Source organism: Azospirillum formosense, from assembly GCF_013340925.1.
GTDB lineage: Bacteria > Pseudomonadota > Alphaproteobacteria > Azospirillales > Azospirillaceae > Azospirillum > Azospirillum formosense.
Genome location: NZ_WHOR01000001.1, coordinates 37,381 through 53,825, shown reverse-complemented (window position 1 = coordinate 53,825; position 16,445 = coordinate 37,381). Strand labels below are relative to the sequence as shown.

Genomic DNA, 16,445 nt, shown 5'->3' with positions numbered 1-16,445 from the left:
GGCGAACCCGAACCGGGCTCAGTCCGCCGCGGGCACCATCTCCACCACGGCGTTGCGCAACTCATGGGCGGCGATGGGTTTGTGAAGCAGGGTGTGGCCGCCCGCGCGGGCTTCCGCCAGCCGCTCCGGTGCGGTGTCGCCGGTGATGATCGTCGCCGGCACCGGGGTCCTCAACCGCTCGCACACCGCCCGGATGGCGTCCAAGCCGGTCTTCCCGTCGCGCAGGCGATAATCGGCCAGGATTGCGCTCGGCCATTCCCCGCTTTCGACGTGCTGAACCGCGTCCTCGATGGAGCCTGCCGTCAGCACCCGATAGCCCCAGCCCTCCAGCATCGCCTGCAGCCCGAGGCGGATCAGCGGTTCGTCGTCGATCACCAGGATGATTCCCCGCCCATCGCTCGTCAGCCGCCGGGTTGCCACCGGTTCGGAGAGGGTGGCGCGACGGGCGATCAGCGGCACGTCGACGCAGAAGGCGGACCCGGTTCCCAGCCTTGAGCGCAGATGAACCTTGTGGCCGAGCAGGCGGGCGAGGCGGCGCACCACCGCCAGACCGAGCCCCAGCCCCTTGCTTCGGTCCCGCTCCTGGTTGCTGACCTGGAAAAACTCCTCGAAGATTTCCTCGTGCTTGTCGGACGGGATGCCGATGCCGGAGTCCATCACCTCGATGCGCAGGCGGTCCCCCCGGCGACGGCAGCCGATCAGCAGACCGCCGCGTTCGGTGTAGCGCAGCGCGTTTTCCACGAGGTTGCGCAGGATGCGCATCAGCAGCGCCGGATCGCTGCGGACCATCAAGGCGCAGGGAACCACGCGCAGTCGAAGCCCCTTGGCCTCCGCCTGGGGGTGATACTCGGCGCCCAATTGCTCGATGATCGGGCCGATCGCCAGATCCTGCAATTGCGGAACGATCAGCCCGGCATCCAGCTTGGACACGTCGAGCAGGCTGTCGAGCAGCATGCGCAGCCCGTCCATGGCCTGGCCCATGGAGTCGAGAACCGGGGCCGCGGGGTGCCCATCCAGCCGCTCCGCCAGCGCCGATTGGAACAGCATCATCGCCTGGACCGGCTGCCGCAGGTCGTGGCTCGCGGCGGCGAGGAACTTGGATTTTGCGACGTTGGCGCGGTCGGCCTCGGCCTTGGAGGCGCGCAGGGCGTTCTCGGTGCGGCGGCGCTCGGTGATGTTGCGGACGATGCCCGTGAAGTAGCGGCGCTCGCCGGCGGTCCATTCGGTAACCGCCAGTTCGATCGGGAAGATCGAGCCGTCCTTGTGCCGTCCTTCGACCTCGCGCCCGACACCGATGATCCGCTTCTCGCCGGTCTGCCGATAGGCTTGCAGATAGCCGTCATGGGCAGAGTGGTAGGGCTCCGGCATGAGGATGCGGATGTTCCGGCCGACCGCCTCGCCGGCCTCATAGCCGAAGATGCGTTCCGCCGCCGGGTTGAAGCTCTGGATCGTGCCGGTCTCGTCGATGACCAGCATGGCATCGACCGCGGTCTGCACGATGGCCCGGTGACGTGCCTCGCTTTCCGCGAGCGCCGCCTCGCGTCGCCGGATGAGGTCCGCGGCGTTGCGGATGGCGCGGCCCACCGCTTCGATCTCGGACACGCCACCGCCGGGCGGTGGAACGGGGTGCCCGGCGCCCAAGGCTTCCGCCGCTCCGGCCAGTTGGGAGACGGAGCGCGTGAGGCGCCGTCCGAGCAGAATCGCCGCTCCGATCCCGATCAACAAAAGGACAAGGCCGCCACCGGTGAACAGGAGGAGGGCATGGCGCGCCGGTGACGCCACCAGGGTCGTTGGGACGCTCGTCGCAACCACCCAGCCGAAATTCCGGGATCGGCTGTAGGCCTGGATCGCTTCCACGTCTTCCAGGTTGACGGCGTGGTGGATTCCATCCGGCACCGTTTGCATGCCGGTCCACAGCGCGGCGGGAAGCCGTTTGCCGACGAACTGCTCGCTCAAGTGCGAGCGTGCGATGACGACACCGTCCTGGTCGATCACCCCCGCCCGCCATCCCGCCGGAATGCGCTCCGGCGACACGATGGCCTGAAGCCGTTCCTGGGGGATGTTGAGGCTCAGCAGATAGCGAATGCGTCCATCGCGGATCACCGGGGCGGTCACCGCCAGAATTGGTGCTTGGCTCACGTCGCCTTTGAAGAGGCCGGTGACCTGCGGCCTTCCCGTGTCGATCACCCTCTGGTCGGATTCAAGCACGGTGTTGTCCGGCAGGTCGGTGCCCCAGGGAATCCGGGTGTTGACGTACTGCTGGCCTTGCGGGTCGCGGAGAACCACGTTGGTGCCCAACCGGTCGCGCACGCCGGCGGCTTGCCGGTAGAAGGCGGCCAGATCATTCTTCGTCAGACTTTCCGATGTGGTCAGCACCTCGGCGGCGGCGATCTGGCGGCTCACCTCGCGTTCCACGTCCTCAGCCAGCAGGCGCGTCCGGTCGAGGACGAGCTGTTCCGTTTGCCGGGCCTGCGCGTCGACATTGCGGATCAGGAGGAACACCGAGAAGAGGACCAGCGGAACCGCAACCGCCATGACCAGAAGGATGAGCCAGCCCCGCACCCGTTGCGGTTGCATGTGCCAAGTCAGGCGCCGGGGCGAACGCCGCGGGGTGTCCAGGTTGTGGATCATCGAACCGGCCGGAGTGCGAACACAAGCTTGCGCCGGAACGCCAACCGACAGCGGCCGATCCGGTTGGCGGCCCGTACCCGTCCAGGCCGTGCCGGAGCGTGCGCCTGCACTCTTCGAAACGGCGGAAGGAGCACGGGTTTGGCGGGGCAGCCGATCGGGGGAACGTATCCGGTCCGAACGTACCGAGGCATTTCGCTGACCATCCCTGAGGTAACCGGTTGCGGGCATCTCTGGACCGGACTGTATCATACCACGCAATAATTGGTTGGTATTCCATCCGCTCGCTCATGAATGAGCGTCTCGGGGCCGGCCCGATCGCAAAAAGTGTATTCCCCGGGTCGCTTCGGCCCGCCCAACGGCAGCGATTGGCACCAGGGACGATCCGGTCTATGGTCCCGCCTTATGGAATCTGCCCTCGACGACGCGATTCGCCTGCACAAATCCGGCAACCATGCGGGGGCGGAGCCACTCTACCGCGACGTGCTGGAGCGTGACCCGGCGAATCGCGGTGCGCTGCAAATGCTGGCGATGCTGCTGGTGCAGACCGGGCGCCCGACGGAGGCCGTGGGTCATTTCCGGGCTATTTTGCGGCTGGAGTCCGGTGGCGTCGCCGGATACAGCAACCTCGCCGCCGCCCTGCGCCTGGCCGGACAGGGAGCGGAGTCGATTGCCTGCCTGCATCGGGCTTTGTCCCTCGACCCGGCGCACGCGGCCTCCTGGTTCAACCACGGCAACGGGTTGAAGCAGCAGGAGAAGGCGGCGGGCGCGGCGCGAAGCTACCGGCGGACCCTGACGCTGGACCCCGGTCACGCCGGGGCGGCGGGCAACCTGAAGGTGCTGCGCGATCAATGGGGATCGCGGCTGGACGAGGCGGAGCGTCGGACCGTCGCGGCGCGCCTCCCGGAGGCGGACACCGACACCCGGATGGCGGCGGCCGAGGCCCTGGCGGCGGTCGGGGATGCGGCGGCGGCAGAAGTGATGGCGCGCGCGGCCCTGGCGCAGGACGAGCGTCATCATCGTGCCAACCGGCAACTGGGGCGACTGCTGCTGGAGCGCAGCGGGGCGATGGGCGTGCAGGACGGAAAGCCCTTCGCGGTCGACCGGGCGCTGGTCGAGGAGGCCATCGGCGCATTGCGCCGGGCCGTCGCCGCCCGCCCGGACGACGACGAGGCCGACTGGCTGCACATTGCCGCGGTGGCGACGCTGGTGCAGGTGGGGATGGCGTCCGACACGGTGTTGCGCGACGGGGCGAGGGCCGCCTGGGTCCGCCTGCGGCGCCACCCCAAGGACACGGTCGCGGCCTCCGTCGTCGGTTTCCACGCTTACCGCGGGGACCGGCTCGTTCTCGCCTCCTGGCTGGGCCGACGCTTCCGGCGGCGCTTCACCGCGGCGGAGGTCGCGCGGGAGCATGAGTTGGGCCTGTGGACCATGCTGCGCGCCGACGACGCCTTCTTTCAGTCCCTGCCGCCGGTGGACGCGGTGCTGGAGCGCATGGCGCCCCTGGAGTGCCGCGCCGAGCCGGCACCGGTGTCGGCCGGCGAACCGGTGGTGTTCTTCTGCTGCGACGACGTCTATTTCCACCGTTTCGCCCCGGCGCTTCTGGAGTCGCTGGCGGAGCGGATGCCGGGCGCCACGGTCGCCGTCCATGTCGTGGCGCCGTCGCCGGAGACTGAGCAGGCCATGGCCCGCTGGCGGGTGGACGGACGGCTGAGAATCGCATTCTCGCTGGACCGGCCGGACATGGCGGGGTGGACCGACATCAAGCGCGTCACCTACTACGCCTCCGCCCGTTTTCTCCGCGCCTTGCAGTGGCTGCGCCGGTTGGACCGCCCGCTGATGGTGGTCGACACCGACGCCTGGATCACCGGAGACTTGCGGGCTCTCCGGGCGGAGATGGCCGGATACGACGTCGGACTCATGCTCGATGGCCGCCGCCGTGGTCCGTCACGGGAAATTCCGGTCGGGTTCGCCGTTTACGAGAACACCCCCGGCGGCGACCGTTTCCTGTCGCTGCTCGGCTCCTACATCGGGCATTTCCTGTCGGGGGCGGAGGTCTACTGGATGTTGGACCAGATGGCCCACTACGCGGTGCTCGACTGGTTGAACCGGCATGAGCCGGTCCGCGTGCGCCGCTTCGATTTCCTGAGCTTTCCCTATTGTCACTTCGTCGGGGCGAAGTGACGCGCCCCGCTCAATCCAGCGCTCACTCCCGCCCGAGAACCCGGTCGACCACCGTGTCGGCCCACTCGCGGGAGCGGAAGCTGGCCTTGGCCTCCACCGGGTCGTAGACGCGCTCCACCCAGTCCCAGAAGGCGATCGGGCGCTTCTCGTTGTAGGCGGCGTACAGCTCGAAGAAATAGTCGAGGATGCCGGTCTTCGCCTGCTTGAAGTGGCCGTACTTCCAGTGGAGCTGCTTGGTCGCCCGCTCCAGCGGCACGCCTTCGTGGATGAAGAGGTAGAGCGCCGACATGAAGCCTGCGCGGTCCGCCCCCGACTTGCAGTGCAGAAGCGCCGGATACTGCATGGTCGCGAACAGGTCGCGGGCCTTCAGCAGCGTCTCCTTCTTCGGCATGTCGCGGGAATTGACGGGAAAGTCCACCAGAGTCAGCCCGGCCGCCCGGCAGGCTTCGGCCTCCAGGATGTAGGAGGCGCAGTCGCGGCTGCCGCGCAGATTCAGGATGGTCTTCACGCCGCGCCGCGCCGCCTCGTGGATGTGTGAGGGCGAGGGCTGGCTCGCCCGGTACATGTTGGGAGAGATGCGGTAAGTGTTCGAATAGACCAGCCGGAAGCACGCATGGTCGATGAACACGCTTTCGACATGTCCAAGCGCCCGTTGCAACGGGGAGATCATGCGCCCGCGCGCCCGCTTGATCCCATCGGCCAGCGCGGTGGTCGTGTAACGGCGCAACATCTTCCTGGTGGTGGCCACGCAGCAGTCTCCAAATCGACAAGGCCGCCAAGATAGGCACACTTCGCGTGGCGTCAAGGCCACCGCGCCGCTGGGCAGTGCGGCGCTTTGGTCATCCGGCCCGTAGGACCCGCCCATAGATATCGTATCGCGCGGCCAACGACAGCACGATCTCCATGTAGAGGTTGATCAGGCCGTTGGCGTAGAAGGCGGGACAACCGGTGTAATGGCGCTCGCCTGGCTGGGCGGTCGGCTCGATCAGGTCGGCGTTCAGGACGATCATGCCGCCCGGCGCCTCCGCGTCGTAGACGAAGGCGGTCTGATGGCGGGGCAGGGGGTGGATCGCCTGATGGTCGTCGGCCTCGATGTGGCCCGCCCCCATGAACTGGCACAGCATGCCCAGGCTGCCCATGGCGAGCGGCAGCACCTGCTTCAGGCTGCGGCGCGACAGGGCGTCGTATTCGGCCAGCGTCAGGCCGGGCTTCAGCATCGGCGCCGACTCGCACAAGTTCCAGCAGACGTGGAGCGCGGTGTGGCTGCCCGTCTTGGTGATCGACAGCATGTCGTAGCCGGACGGCGCGTGCAGCACCGACGCCTCCAGCGTGTTGGCGAGGACGAAACTGGCCGCGGCGAGCGGCGTGATGGCGCCCTCCGCCCGGCAGCGCTCCTCTTCCAGCGTCACCTTGATCGCCCAGTCCTTGATGATGGCGTCCAGCAGGTGGCACACGCTGTCGCGCAAGAAGCCGATCAGCGTTTCCGCCGGGGCGGCGGCCAGGCCGGCGGTGTCGGCGACGTCCAGCCCGTGCGGCGAGTCCGGCGGGTTGCACAGCAGCAGATGGCCGTCGGCGTCCAGCGGCATGCGGTTGGTGATGTGGTCGCGCAGGTCGGTGTAGAGGAAGGCCAGCAGCGTGTTGATCGCGACCTTCTCGTAATCCTCCTTGCGGGTGTCCGCATGGGCCGGGCACTGGCCGGCGAGGCGCTGGAGCTCCTCGGTGAAGAGGTAGTTCGGGTCCTCGGTGATGCGGTGCAGAATCGGCGCGAGGTTGATCCGGGTCATCCCGGCCTCCTCATGCGCGGCGAGATAGGACAGGGCGAAGTCGTTGGAGCGGGCCATGATGGGGCGTCAATCTCGTGGGTGAGGACGGTCAGCGGTCGCGAAGCCGGTCGTAGACGCCGTAGTCCATGGCGATGCTGGCCACGATGTCGAGATACAGTTTGATGAAGCCGGGCGTGTAGAAGGCCGGGCAGCCGGTGTAGTGCCGCTCGTCGGGCTTGGCGAAGCGGGTGATCGGCTCCGGGTTCAGGCAGATCAGCCCGGCCTCGTCGAGGACGAAGGCGGTCTGGTCCTTGGGCAGGAGATGAATGGCGAGGCCGTCATGGGGCTCGATCCCCGACGCTTCCATGTAATGGACCAGCATGCCCAGGCTGGCCATCGACAGCGGCACCACCTGCTTCAGGCTGCGCCGGACGAGGTCGTCGTAGGCCGCCGCCTCCTTGCCGGGAAGCAGCAGGGGAGCGGCCTCCACCATCGCCCAGCAGATGTGGATGGCGGTGTGGCTGCCGGTCTTGGTGATCGACAGCATGTCGTAGCCGGCGCGCTGGTAGAGGGCCGAGTCCTCCAGCGTCGTGCGCAGGATGAAGGTGGCGGCGGCGGCGGCGGAGATCTCGCCCGTGCCCTGGGCCCGGTAATGCTCCTCTTCCGTCAGCAGGTCGGCCGCCCAGCCGGTGATGAGCCCGTCGAGCAGATGGCAGGTGGCGTCGCGCAGGACCGAGGCCATCACGTCCAGCGGGGCGGCCGCCACCGCCGCGCGGTCGGCCGGGTCGATGCCGTGCGGGGAGCGCGGCGGGATCGGCAGCATCACCTGCCCGCGCTCGTCCAGCGGCAGCTTGGTCGCCACATGGTCGCGCAGCCGGTCGAACAGGTAGGCCAGCAGCGTGTTGACCGTCACCTTGTCCGCGTCGTCGGCGTTGGGGGCGGCGTGCATGGGGCACTGGCCGCCGCCGCGGCGCAACTCCTCGCTGAACAGGAAGGCCGGGTCCTTCTGGATGGTCTGGAGGATGTGGGCGATCGAGACGCGCTCCAGCCCGGCATCGGCGTGAGCCTTGATGAAGTTGCTGGCGAAATCGTTGGAACGGGACATCGTGGCCTTGCCGGAACGGAGTAATCCCGTTCAGCCTAGGGCGAGTGGTGGGCCCGTTGCAACGGCAACCTCTGTGACCGGTTGCCGCTTCTCCGTTGAAATTTGCGGTTTTACCCCTCGGGAACCAGCCAGTCGACCGAGCCGCCGCCGCCGGTGGAGGGCAGGGCGGCGTGCAGCGCGGGCAGCAGGTCGCGCAGCGTGTCGTCCAGCGTCCAGGGCGGGTTGACGATCAGCAGCCCGGAGCCGTTCAGCCGCAGGTGCGTGTCCTCGGGGTGCCACGTCAGTTCGACGGCCAGGATCTTGCGGATGCCGGTGTTCTCCACCGCCTCCTGGAAGCGCCAGACGGCCGCGCGTTCCTTGATCGGGTACCACAGGGCGTAGATGCCGGTGGACCAGCGCCTGTGCGCCGCCTTCAGCCCCTCGGCCATGCGGGCAAATTCGTCCGGCTGCTCGAAGGGCGGGTCGATCAGGACGAGGCCGCGCTTCTCCCGCGGTGGCAGATGGGCCTTCAGCGCCTGATAGGCGTCCGTCTTGAAGGCCGAGACCTGACGGTCCCCGGCGAATTCAGCCCTCAGGGTCTGCCAGTCGTCGGGATGCAGTTCATTGAGGAGCAACCGGTCCTGCTCGCGCAGCAGCGCCCGCGCCAGCCGCGGCGAACCGGGGTACCAGCGCAGCCGCCCGTCCGGGTTCAGCGCGTTCACCGCGTCCAAATAGGGCCGCAACGCCGGGTGTGGCGCCGGCTGGCCGAACAGCTGTCCAATTCCCTCCTGGAACTCCAGCGTCTTACGCGCCGGTTCGGAGTCCAGGTCGTAGCGCCCGATGCCGGCGTGGGCGTCGAGCACGCAGAAGGGCGCCGGCTTGGCGCGCAAATGATCGATGATCAGCGCCAGGACGGCGTGCTTCATCACATCGGCAGGGTTGCCGGCGTGGAAAATGTGACGGTAGTTCATAGGGCAGGGATTTAGCCCATCGGGGCCTTCCGCGCCATCCCCCGCGAACTGGGATCAGTCCAGAGAGGCGACCTGCTGGGCGTTGCGGAAGGTGCGGCGGGTGCTCGGCGCGATGCTGGCGGGCTCGGAGTCGCCGCAACGGGCGGATTCCAGCAGCTTGGCGCTCTTCGGGTCCAATTCGTTCAGGTGCTGCCAGATCTTGCAGACGTAGTTCTGGGCCTGACGGGTGGAACCGCCGTTGTAGCGGGCGACGGCGGTCTTCCAGCTTCCCTGCTCGCCGTGAAGGCGAAGGAGCAGGCGGCCGGCGTAGTTGACGTTTTCGCGGGGATCGACGATCCGCTCCACCGGCTGGAACTCGCCGCGGTGGGTGCCCAGCGAGATCTGCATGCAGCCGACATAGACGTTCTGGCGAAGCTGGCCGCGCTTGTCGCGGAGATGCCGGGCCGCGTCGTTGGCGTTGCGGGCGTAGACGGGACGGCCTTCCACGCTCATCGCGAAGGGGGTCGGAGCGCCATCCTGGCCGCTTTCCACCAGGGCGATGGCGACGAGGAGGCCGGAGGGGATGTTGAACTTGCGCTCGGCCTCCACGGCGTGGGAGACGCAGCTGCTGTCCTGGGCGGCGGCGGGCTTGGCGAGGAGAACCGGAGCGGCGGCTAAGCCCAGTGCAAGAGCGAGCCAGCCGCCATACGTGCGTCGCACGCGCTGAGTTCGATCCTGCATATCCTCGGTCCCCTCTTCGTTGCCGGGTTCATCCGGCTTCGTTTTGGCCCCCCGCGCGGGGCCGCCATTACCGGTCACCGAGTCGCTTACGGTGACCGCCTCCTACCCGAAAGTTCAGCGCCCACCATCGGGCGCCGAAGCCACACTTCCAAAAATTTTATACAGCGTCAATCTATTTGCTGCCCGGTAATACCACGCCTTTCGCTCGAACGATGTCACAAGGCCGTGGGAAAAGCCGACTCACAGCCTCGGACTTAGCCATTAAGGCACTGATTCCGAAGTCCTTTGAAAAACCGGAAGAGGTGGATTGTGCAAAGGGCGTACAATTTCCTCCAAACGGCCTAATGCGACGGTCTGAAGCGCGATTCGCCGCCGAGCGACCTCCTTCGGATGCCTCTTGCGCGCGCGTGCAAGCTGGTGCAGGAGTTCGTGTCTTCTTCCGCTTTCCGGAGTCTCCCGGAGCGGGGAGGGCGACAGCGCATCTCCCACAGCGAAGTGATCGTGGATCGCGATTCGACGGCTCAAGCCGACCGGGAGGGGCCAAGCCCCTTCGTCCAACCCGGAGACGTTCCGGGCATTTTGTTCCAGACCGGCTATGACCGACTCTACGCCGCCGACGCGGCGGGGGCGGCGCGTGCCTTCCGGCTCGCCTGCGCCGCCGACCCGGGATCGGGCGAAGCCTGGGGCGCCCTGGCCGACAGCACGCGGGACGCGGGCGAGGCCGCCGGGGCGCTGGCCGCCTGCGGGCGCGCGGTGGCGCTCGACCCCGGCGTATGGCCCTGGCGGATCGCCCTGGCCGAGGCGTTGCGCGCCGCGGGCCGGTTCGAGGAGGCGGTGATCACCGGGCAGGTGCTGACGGCGGAGCGTCCGGATTCCGCCACGGCCCGGCTCGGCCTCGCCCGCGCCCTGGCGGCGGCGGACCGGCGGGAGGCCGCGCTGGAGGAGTACCGCGAGGCCGTGGCCCTGCGCCCCGGCGACCGCGAGGCGGCGCTGGAGCTGGCCGCCTTGCTGGTCGAGGCCGGCGACGCGCTGGGCGCGGTCGAGCTGCTTCAGCCCTTGTCCCGCCGGGACCCGGAGGACGCGGACCTGCACGCCGCCATCGGTCGGGCCTGGATCATGCTGCAGGAGCCGGCGAAGGCGCTGACCGCGCTGCGCCGCGCCGAAGGGCTCGACTCGGACGGGCGACTCGGCTGCGCGGCGCTGATCGCCGCGCTGGAGGGTGGCGCCGGGGCGGATCTGTCGGCGGCCTATGTGCGCGCCCTGTTCGACCGCTACGCCGACCGCTTCGACCAGGATCTGGTGGGCAAGCTGGGCTACTCCGCGCCGGCCCTGCTGCGCGAGGCGGTGGACCGGCTGGGGCCGGCATCGGACCCTGGGGCTTCCGGGTTGCTGGTTCTGGACCTCGGCTGCGGCACCGGCTTGGCGGGCGTGGCGTTCCGCCCGTTGGCGGCGCATCTTGCCGGGGTCGATCTGGCCCCGCGCATGGTCGATAAGGCCCGCGCCCGCGCATTGTATGACGAGCTGTCGGTCGGTGACGTGGTCGCGGCGGTGGAGGCGGCACCCGGCACCTGGGACCTGCTGGTCGCCGCCGACGTGCTGGTCTATCTCGGCAACCTGACCGCGCTGTTCGAGGGCGCCGCCAGGGCCCTGCGTCCGGAGGGCCGCTTCGCCGCGACGGTGGAGCGTCTGGACGGCGAGGCGGCGGCCTCCGGCTACGCGCTCGGCCCGTCGCGGCGCTACGCCCACAGCGAAGCCTATCTGCGCGAGATGGCGGCGGCGGCGGGCCTGACGGTGCGCCTGATGGAGCCCTGCTCCCCCCGGCGGGAGAAGGGCGTGGGCGTGCCGGGTTTTCTCTTTATATTGGAGAAGCCGGCGGCCTGACGAAAAGACCGTTCGGAGCGGGGGCGTCGGTCACGCCTCCGCCCGGAAGGGCTGCAGGCTGAGCAGGGCGCAGTCCCAATAGGGACGCGGGCCGAAGCGTTCCGCCAGGAAATCGACGAAGACACGGACCTTCGGCGACAGGTGCCGGTTCTGCGGGTAGACCGCGAAGACGTTCGACTCCGCCATGTAATAGTCCAGCAGCAGGCACTGGAGCTGCCCCTTGGACAGCGCCTCGCCGCACAGGAAGGTCGGCAGAACGATGATGCCGACGCCGGCGATGGCGGACTCGCGCAACAGGTCGCCGTTGTTGGTGCGCAGCGATCCCGACACGCGGACCGAGCGCATGGCGTCGCCAACGCGGAACTGCCACTGCTCAGCGGTCGGAATGTTGGTGTAGATCAGGCAGTTGTGGTTGGACAGCTCATCCGGCGTCTGAGGAACTCCGTGCTTCTCCAGATAGGCCGGGCTGGCGCAGACCACCTGTCGGTTGGGGGCCAGGCGCTTGGCGATCAGCGAGCTGTCGCGCAGCCGCCCGATGCGCACCGCCAGATCGTAGCCCTCGTCGATCAGGTCGACGTAGCGGTCGTTCAGGTCCATCTCGATCTCGATGGACGGGTAGCGCTCCAGGAACTCGGCGACCGCCTTCGCCAGATGCAGCAGGCCGAAGGACACCGGCGCGTTGACCTTCAAACGCCCGCGCGGGGCGGCGTGCAGGTCGGCGACGGCCTGCTCCGCCTCCTCAAGGTCGGCGATGATGCGGGTGCAGCGCTCGTAATAGGCTTGTCCGACCTCGGTCAGGCTGAGCTTGCGCGTGGTGCGGTTCAGCAGCCGCGCCCCCAACCGGTTCTCCAACTCCGCGATGCGGCGGGAAACCACGGACTTGGACAGGTTCAGGCGCTCCGCCGCGGTGGTGAAGCTCTTGGTGTCCACGACCTTGATAAAGGCCATCATGTCGTCGAGGCGATCCATGTCATTGTTCTACACCCGGGAACAATGAAGTTCCAGCGCCCTGGATTTGCTAGGACGCGGCAACGCGCTATCTTTTTGGAACGCCGCAGCCTCCAGCGCGGCCGCAACGACAGAGGGGAGACGAAACATGGCGAAGGTTCTGGTGCTCTACTACAGCAGCTACGGCCACATCTCCACCATGGCGCAGGCGATGGCCGAGGGCGCGCGCTCCGTTGCCGGCACCGAGGTGACCGTGAAGCGCGTGCCGGAGCTGGTCCCCGAAGAGGTGCGGCAGAAGGCGCACTTCAAGGAAGAGCCGAACATTCCCATCGCCGACCCGAACGAGCTGGCCAACTACGACGCCATCATCCTGGGCGTGCCGACGCGCTACGGCAACATGCCGGGCCAGATGAAGAACTTCCTCGACCAGACGGGCGGCCTGTGGGCGAAGGGCGCGCTGGTCGGCAAGGTCGGCGCCGCCTTCTCCTCCTCCGCCACCCAGCACGGCGGGCAGGAGAGCACGATCCTCACCACCCACACCGTGCTTCTGCACCTCGGCATGGTGATCGTCGGTCTGCCCTACAGCTTCCAGGGTCAGATGGGCGTGGACGAGGTGATGGGCAACAGCCCGTACGGCGCCAGCACCATCGCGGGCGGCGACGGCTCCCGCCAGCCGAGCGCGGTCGAGCTGGACGGCGCCCGCTATCAGGGGCGTCACGTCGCGGAGATCACCAAGAAGCTGCACGGGTGAGGGTGGAGTGCGCCTCTCCCGCCGCATGGGCGGGAGAGGTGGCACCGGACAGAGGGGAGTTCAGGGCATGGGTCTGTTGATCGACGGCCGCTGGCACGACCAGTGGTACGACACCAAGAACAGCGGCGGCGCTTTCGTCCGTCCGGAAACCCAGTTCCGCAATTGGGTGCGGGCCGACGGTTCGACTCCGTTTCAGCCGGAGGCCGGGCGCTACCACCTGTTCGTGTCGTTGGCCTGCCCCTGGGCGCACCGCACGTTGATCCTGCGCAAGCTGAAGGGGCTGGAGGACGTCATCGGAGTCACCGTGGTCGATCCCCTGATGCGGGAGGAGGGCTGGACCTTCCCCGCGCCCGATCCGATCACCGGTTCCACCCGCCTGCACGAGGTCTACACCAAGGCCGATCCCACCTACTCGGGGCGCGTCACGGTCCCGGTGCTGTGGGACAAGAAGACCGGGACCATCGTCAGCAACGAGTCCGCGGAGATCGTCCGCATGCTGAACCGGGAATTCGACGCCTTCGGCGACGCTTCGCTGGATTTCTACCCGGCGGAGCTGGCGGAGGAGATCGACCGGCTCAACGCCTTCGTCTACGACCGCGTCAACAACGGCGTCTACAAGGCCGGTTTCGCGACCAGCCAGGAGAAGTACGAGCAGGCGTTCGACGCCCTCTTCGCGGCGCTCGACGAGTTGGACGAGCGGCTGGGCGGACAGCGCTATCTGCTGGGGAACCGGCAGACCGAGGCGGACTGGCGCCTGTTCACCACGCTGGTGCGCTTCGATGCCGTCTACGTCGGCCATTTCAAGTGCAACCTGCGCCGAATCGCCGACTATCCGAACCTGTCCGGTTATCTGCGCGACCTCTATCAGGTGCCCGGCGTGGCGGAGACGGTCGATTTCCACCACATCAAGCGGCACTATTACGCTAGCCACACCATGATCAACCCGACCGGCGTCGTGCCGAAGGGGCCGGCTCTGGATCTCGACACGCCGCATGGCCGTGACGCGGTGGGATGATGGGGAAGGGTGATCGGGTTCAGGGCTTGTAGCAGCGCGCCATGTCCTGGTTCTGGCCGATCATCTCGCACTGGAAGCTGTTGGAGAATTTGAAGCGGAACGGCCCGGTCTTGCGCACGCTGACCAGGGTCTGTCCGCCGGGGTTCTTGAACGCCACCCAGGCCGAGGAATCAAAATGGGTGGTGATCCCATTGCTCAGCCGCACGCGGCCCTGGTTGTCCTTGATGACCTGCACGCCGGTGTTGAAGGCCATGACTCCGTTCGGCGTCTCGGACGCCACGGCGAGGCCGTTCGTGCAGTTCACCCCCTCCGGCTGCACCGCGACGCACTCATAGGGGCGCGGCTGCGACGCGGTGAGCACCATGGCGTAGATCGCCACTTCCAAAACGTTCATGGGCATGCGGAATCTCCCGGCAATCCGCACAAGGGTGCAGCAATGCACCGTGTACAGAATAATTCCGCCGTGGTTACGAAAAGTATAATGCCGCGGTCAAGGTTCTACCCTTTCGCGGACAGCGCTTTTTCCAACTTCTCGCGCAGGCCGAGCGGGGTCAGCGGCTTCACCAGATAACCGTTGGCTCCGGAGCGCAGGGCCGACAGGACGACGTCGGACCGGTCGTGCTTGGTCAGCATGATGACCGGCGCCCGCCCGTCCAAGGCCTCCAGAAAGGCCAAGCCGCCCATCGGCGCCATGTCCACGTCGCAGAGGATCGCGTCGAAATCGACCCGGTTGCAGCGGGCCAGCGCCTCCGCCCCGTCGGCGGCCTCGATCACCGTGCCGACGCCCAACTGCTTCAGCAGCCGCACCGAGACGCTGCGGGTCACCACCTCGTCCTCGACGACCAGCACCGCGCACGAATTGAACGACACGGCCACCCTCGCGCTTCGTTCTGTGGGTACCCCTGAGGGTTACGCCAGTATGATATATCAGCGCGAAAGAAACTCAAATGCGTGCGATCAAAATTTTCACGTCGGCCAGGGCGCGGTCGAGGGCCGCCGCGTCCCGCCGCACCACCGCCGCGTCGCCGCGCAGGGCCGCATCCTCCACCGAGCCGAACAGGTCGGCGACACGCCCCGCCCCGGCGGTGCGGGCGGCCCCCGCCGCCGAGTGGGCGGCCAGCCGGACGCCATTCAGGTCGCCGAGCGCCAATCGCTCTTTCAGAATGCGCGACAACTCGTCCGTGTTCTCCAGGAACAGGGCGTAGAGCATGGTGACGGTGGGGCCAGGACCACCGAAGTTGCGCAGCATCGGCTCCACGTCGAGGGTCTCACGGTCACACGGCGTCGCGTTGGCCGGTGGCGGTTCGGATGGGCTGGACGGCGGCTGGGGCACGGCGGCGGCTCCCGGCAGGACACGGCATGGCCGTACAGTGCGTGTGGCAACTCAACCCGGTCAAGCCGAGGCCGGCGCGGCGAATGGACGCTTCGGCGCCGCAGCATCCGGTCACGGAACCGTGGAACGCGCCGCTTGTTCCCCAACGTTCGCAACGATGCTGGAAGGCCCGAGCGATGACCGCCGCACCCGAGGAACAGCGTCTGGACACCCTGATCGTCGGCGGCGGACCGGCCGGGCTGACCGCGGCGATCTATCTGGCGCGCTACCGCCGCCGCTTCCTGGTGGTGGATTCCGGGGCCAGCCGCGCCTCCTGGATTCCGCTGTCCCACAACCATGCGGGCTTTCCCGACGGGGTGACCGGCGACGAGCTGCTGGCCCGCATGCGCGCCCAGGCGGAGCGCTACGGCGCCCGGATCGTGCCGGGAACGGTGACGGCGGTGGAGCGGGGCGACGATGGCTACCGCGTGAGGACGGAGGACGGGCGGCTGTTCCGCGCCCGCACCGTGCTGGCCGCGACCGGCGTGATCGACCGCGAACCGGAGCTGCCCAACCTGTATCAGGCGGTGCAGCGGGGACTGGTCCGCCATTGCCCGATCTGCGACGGGTTCGAGGTGACCGGCCACCGCATCGGCGTCATCGGCCACGGCACCGGGGCTTTGGGGGAGGCGCTGTTCCTGCGCACCTATTCCCGCGACATCACCGTCCTGACGCTGGGCGAACCGATGAATCTGGAGGAGGCGGAGGAGAGCCGCATGGCCGAGGCCGGGCTGCGCGCCGTCGAGGAGCCGGTGGTGGAAATCCACACGGAGGGCGGGCGGATTGCCGCCCTGACCACGGCGTCCGGCGAGCGGCTGACCTTCGACACGCTGTATTCCGCCCTGGGTTGCCACCCGCGCAACGAGACGGTGAAGGGGCTGGGCGTGCGCATCGGGCCGAGCGAACGGCTGGTCACCGACGAGCACCAGCAGACCGGGATCGAGGGGCTCTACGCCGCGGGCGACATCGTGGAGGGCCTGAACCAGATTTCGGTCGCCATGGGACAGGCCGCGATCGCCGCCACCGCCATCCATCGCCGACTCCTGGCAGAGGACGGGGACCTCTGAGGGGTGACGCCTCCCCGTCGGGTGGTCAGCGGCGCCGGGCAAAATGTCGCATTTGATATTA

General features: G+C 68.1%; 15 protein-coding genes. 5 read left to right on the top strand and 10 right to left on the bottom strand.

Annotated elements, in window-relative coordinates; translation table 11 throughout:
• Positions 1-18: 18 nt before the first annotated feature.
• Positions 19-2,577 carry a hybrid sensor histidine kinase/response regulator gene (locus tag GBZ26_RS00260; RefSeq protein WP_246653888.1) on the bottom strand — a complete coding sequence of 853 codons (2,559 nt, stop codon included), beginning with the start codon at positions 2,575-2,577 and terminating at the stop codon, positions 19-21.
• 456 nt (positions 2,578-3,033) lie between these two features.
• On the opposite strand from GBZ26_RS00260, the gene GBZ26_RS00255 reads away from it, so the two are divergent.
• The gene (locus GBZ26_RS00255; protein WP_174437068.1) at positions 3,034-4,812 is read left to right on the top strand and encodes a tetratricopeptide repeat protein; all 1,779 of its coding nucleotides are present in this window, start codon (positions 3,034-3,036) and stop codon (positions 4,810-4,812) included.
• Positions 4,813-4,834: 22 nt separating this feature from the next.
• On the opposite strand, the gene GBZ26_RS00250 is transcribed toward GBZ26_RS00255, so the two are convergent.
• The 5 genes from GBZ26_RS00250 to GBZ26_RS00230 all read right to left on the bottom strand — a co-directional run bounded on the left by GBZ26_RS00250 (position 4,835) and on the right by GBZ26_RS00230 (position 9,329).
• A complete protein-coding gene (locus tag GBZ26_RS00250) occupies positions 4,835-5,560 on the bottom strand; it encodes a protein tyrosine phosphatase family protein (protein WP_343207265.1) in 726 nt (241 codons plus the stop codon).
• Between the two features lie 91 nt (positions 5,561-5,651).
• A complete protein-coding gene (locus tag GBZ26_RS00245; RefSeq protein WP_174437067.1) occupies positions 5,652-6,653 on the bottom strand; it encodes a hypothetical protein in 1,002 nt (333 codons plus the stop codon).
• A 31-nt stretch (positions 6,654-6,684) separates the two neighbouring features.
• Entirely contained in the window at positions 6,685-7,680 is a 996-nt protein-coding gene (locus GBZ26_RS00240; protein ID WP_174437066.1) for a hypothetical protein, read from the bottom strand.
• Between the two features lie 110 nt (positions 7,681-7,790).
• Positions 7,791-8,630: a 23S rRNA (adenine(2030)-N(6))-methyltransferase RlmJ gene (locus GBZ26_RS00235; protein ID WP_174437065.1), complete on the bottom strand. Its 840-nt coding sequence runs from the start codon at positions 8,628-8,630 to the stop codon at positions 7,791-7,793.
• Positions 8,631-8,684: 54 nt separating this feature from the next.
• The gene (locus GBZ26_RS00230; RefSeq protein ID WP_343207266.1) at positions 8,685-9,329 is read right to left on the bottom strand and encodes a transglycosylase SLT domain-containing protein; all 645 of its coding nucleotides are present in this window, start codon (positions 9,327-9,329) and stop codon (positions 8,685-8,687) included.
• A gap of 522 nt (positions 9,330-9,851) precedes the next feature.
• On the opposite strand from GBZ26_RS00230, the gene GBZ26_RS00225 reads away from it, so the two are divergent.
• Positions 9,852-11,231 (top strand): tetratricopeptide repeat protein, encoded by a 1,380-nt coding sequence (locus tag GBZ26_RS00225; RefSeq protein WP_174437063.1) that lies wholly within the window; start codon positions 9,852-9,854, stop codon positions 11,229-11,231.
• Positions 11,232-11,261: 30 nt separating this feature from the next.
• Here the strand turns inward: GBZ26_RS00225 and GBZ26_RS00220 are convergent, their stop codons facing one another.
• Complete coding sequence (locus GBZ26_RS00220; RefSeq protein WP_174437062.1) at positions 11,262-12,200, bottom strand: LysR family transcriptional regulator; 939 nt, start codon at positions 12,198-12,200, stop codon at positions 11,262-11,264.
• A gap of 127 nt (positions 12,201-12,327) precedes the next feature.
• On the opposite strand from GBZ26_RS00220, the gene wrbA reads away from it, so the two are divergent.
• On the top strand, positions 12,328-12,930 hold the full coding sequence (gene wrbA, locus GBZ26_RS00215; RefSeq protein WP_174437061.1) for an NAD(P)H:quinone oxidoreductase: 603 nt from the start codon (positions 12,328-12,330) through the stop codon (positions 12,928-12,930).
• 67 nt (positions 12,931-12,997) lie between these two features.
• Complete coding sequence (locus GBZ26_RS00210; RefSeq protein ID WP_174437060.1) at positions 12,998-13,945, top strand: glutathione S-transferase family protein; 948 nt, start codon at positions 12,998-13,000, stop codon at positions 13,943-13,945.
• A gap of 19 nt (positions 13,946-13,964) precedes the next feature.
• Here GBZ26_RS00210 and GBZ26_RS00205 read toward each other — a convergent pair whose 3' ends face one another.
• The 3 genes from GBZ26_RS00205 to GBZ26_RS00195 all read right to left on the bottom strand — a co-directional run bounded on the left by GBZ26_RS00205 (position 13,965) and on the right by GBZ26_RS00195 (position 15,278).
• Positions 13,965-14,345 (bottom strand): hypothetical protein, encoded by a 381-nt coding sequence (locus GBZ26_RS00205; protein WP_014198709.1) that lies wholly within the window; start codon positions 14,343-14,345, stop codon positions 13,965-13,967.
• 98 nt (positions 14,346-14,443) lie between these two features.
• Entirely contained in the window at positions 14,444-14,815 is a 372-nt protein-coding gene (locus GBZ26_RS00200; RefSeq protein WP_343207267.1) for a response regulator, read from the bottom strand.
• 73 nt (positions 14,816-14,888) lie between these two features.
• Positions 14,889-15,278, bottom strand: a complete 390-nt coding sequence (locus GBZ26_RS00195) for an Hpt domain-containing protein (protein ID WP_174437058.1) — start codon at positions 15,276-15,278, stop codon at positions 14,889-14,891.
• A 176-nt stretch (positions 15,279-15,454) separates the two neighbouring features.
• Here GBZ26_RS00195 and GBZ26_RS00190 point away from each other — a divergent pair, with 176 nt between their 5' ends.
• The gene (locus GBZ26_RS00190; RefSeq protein ID WP_174437057.1) at positions 15,455-16,384 is read left to right on the top strand and encodes an NAD(P)/FAD-dependent oxidoreductase; all 930 of its coding nucleotides are present in this window, start codon (positions 15,455-15,457) and stop codon (positions 16,382-16,384) included.
• Positions 16,385-16,445: the final 61 nt, after the last annotated feature.

Coding starts and splice junctions, on each gene's coding strand:
- GBZ26_RS00245 (WP_174437067.1), bottom strand. CDS start 6,653: ATGGCCCGCTCCAACGACTTCGCCCTGTCCTATCTCGCCGCGCATGAG.
- GBZ26_RS00190 (WP_174437057.1), top strand. CDS start 15,455: ATGACCGCCGCACCCGAGGAACAGCGTCTGGACACCCTGATCGTCGGC.
- GBZ26_RS00260 (WP_246653888.1), bottom strand. CDS start 2,577: ATGCAACCGCAACGGGTGCGGGGCTGGCTCATCCTTCTGGTCATGGCG.
- GBZ26_RS00210 (WP_174437060.1), top strand. CDS start 12,998: ATGGGTCTGTTGATCGACGGCCGCTGGCACGACCAGTGGTACGACACC.
- GBZ26_RS00235 (WP_174437065.1), bottom strand. CDS start 8,630: ATGAACTACCGTCACATTTTCCACGCCGGCAACCCTGCCGATGTGATG.
- GBZ26_RS00255 (WP_174437068.1), top strand. CDS start 3,034: ATGGAATCTGCCCTCGACGACGCGATTCGCCTGCACAAATCCGGCAAC.
- wrbA (WP_174437061.1), top strand. CDS start 12,328: ATGGCGAAGGTTCTGGTGCTCTACTACAGCAGCTACGGCCACATCTCC.
- GBZ26_RS00220 (WP_174437062.1), bottom strand. CDS start 12,200: ATGGATCGCCTCGACGACATGATGGCCTTTATCAAGGTCGTGGACACC.
- GBZ26_RS00205 (WP_014198709.1), bottom strand. CDS start 14,345: ATGCCCATGAACGTTTTGGAAGTGGCGATCTACGCCATGGTGCTCACC.
- GBZ26_RS00240 (WP_174437066.1), bottom strand. CDS start 7,680: ATGTCCCGTTCCAACGATTTCGCCAGCAACTTCATCAAGGCTCACGCC.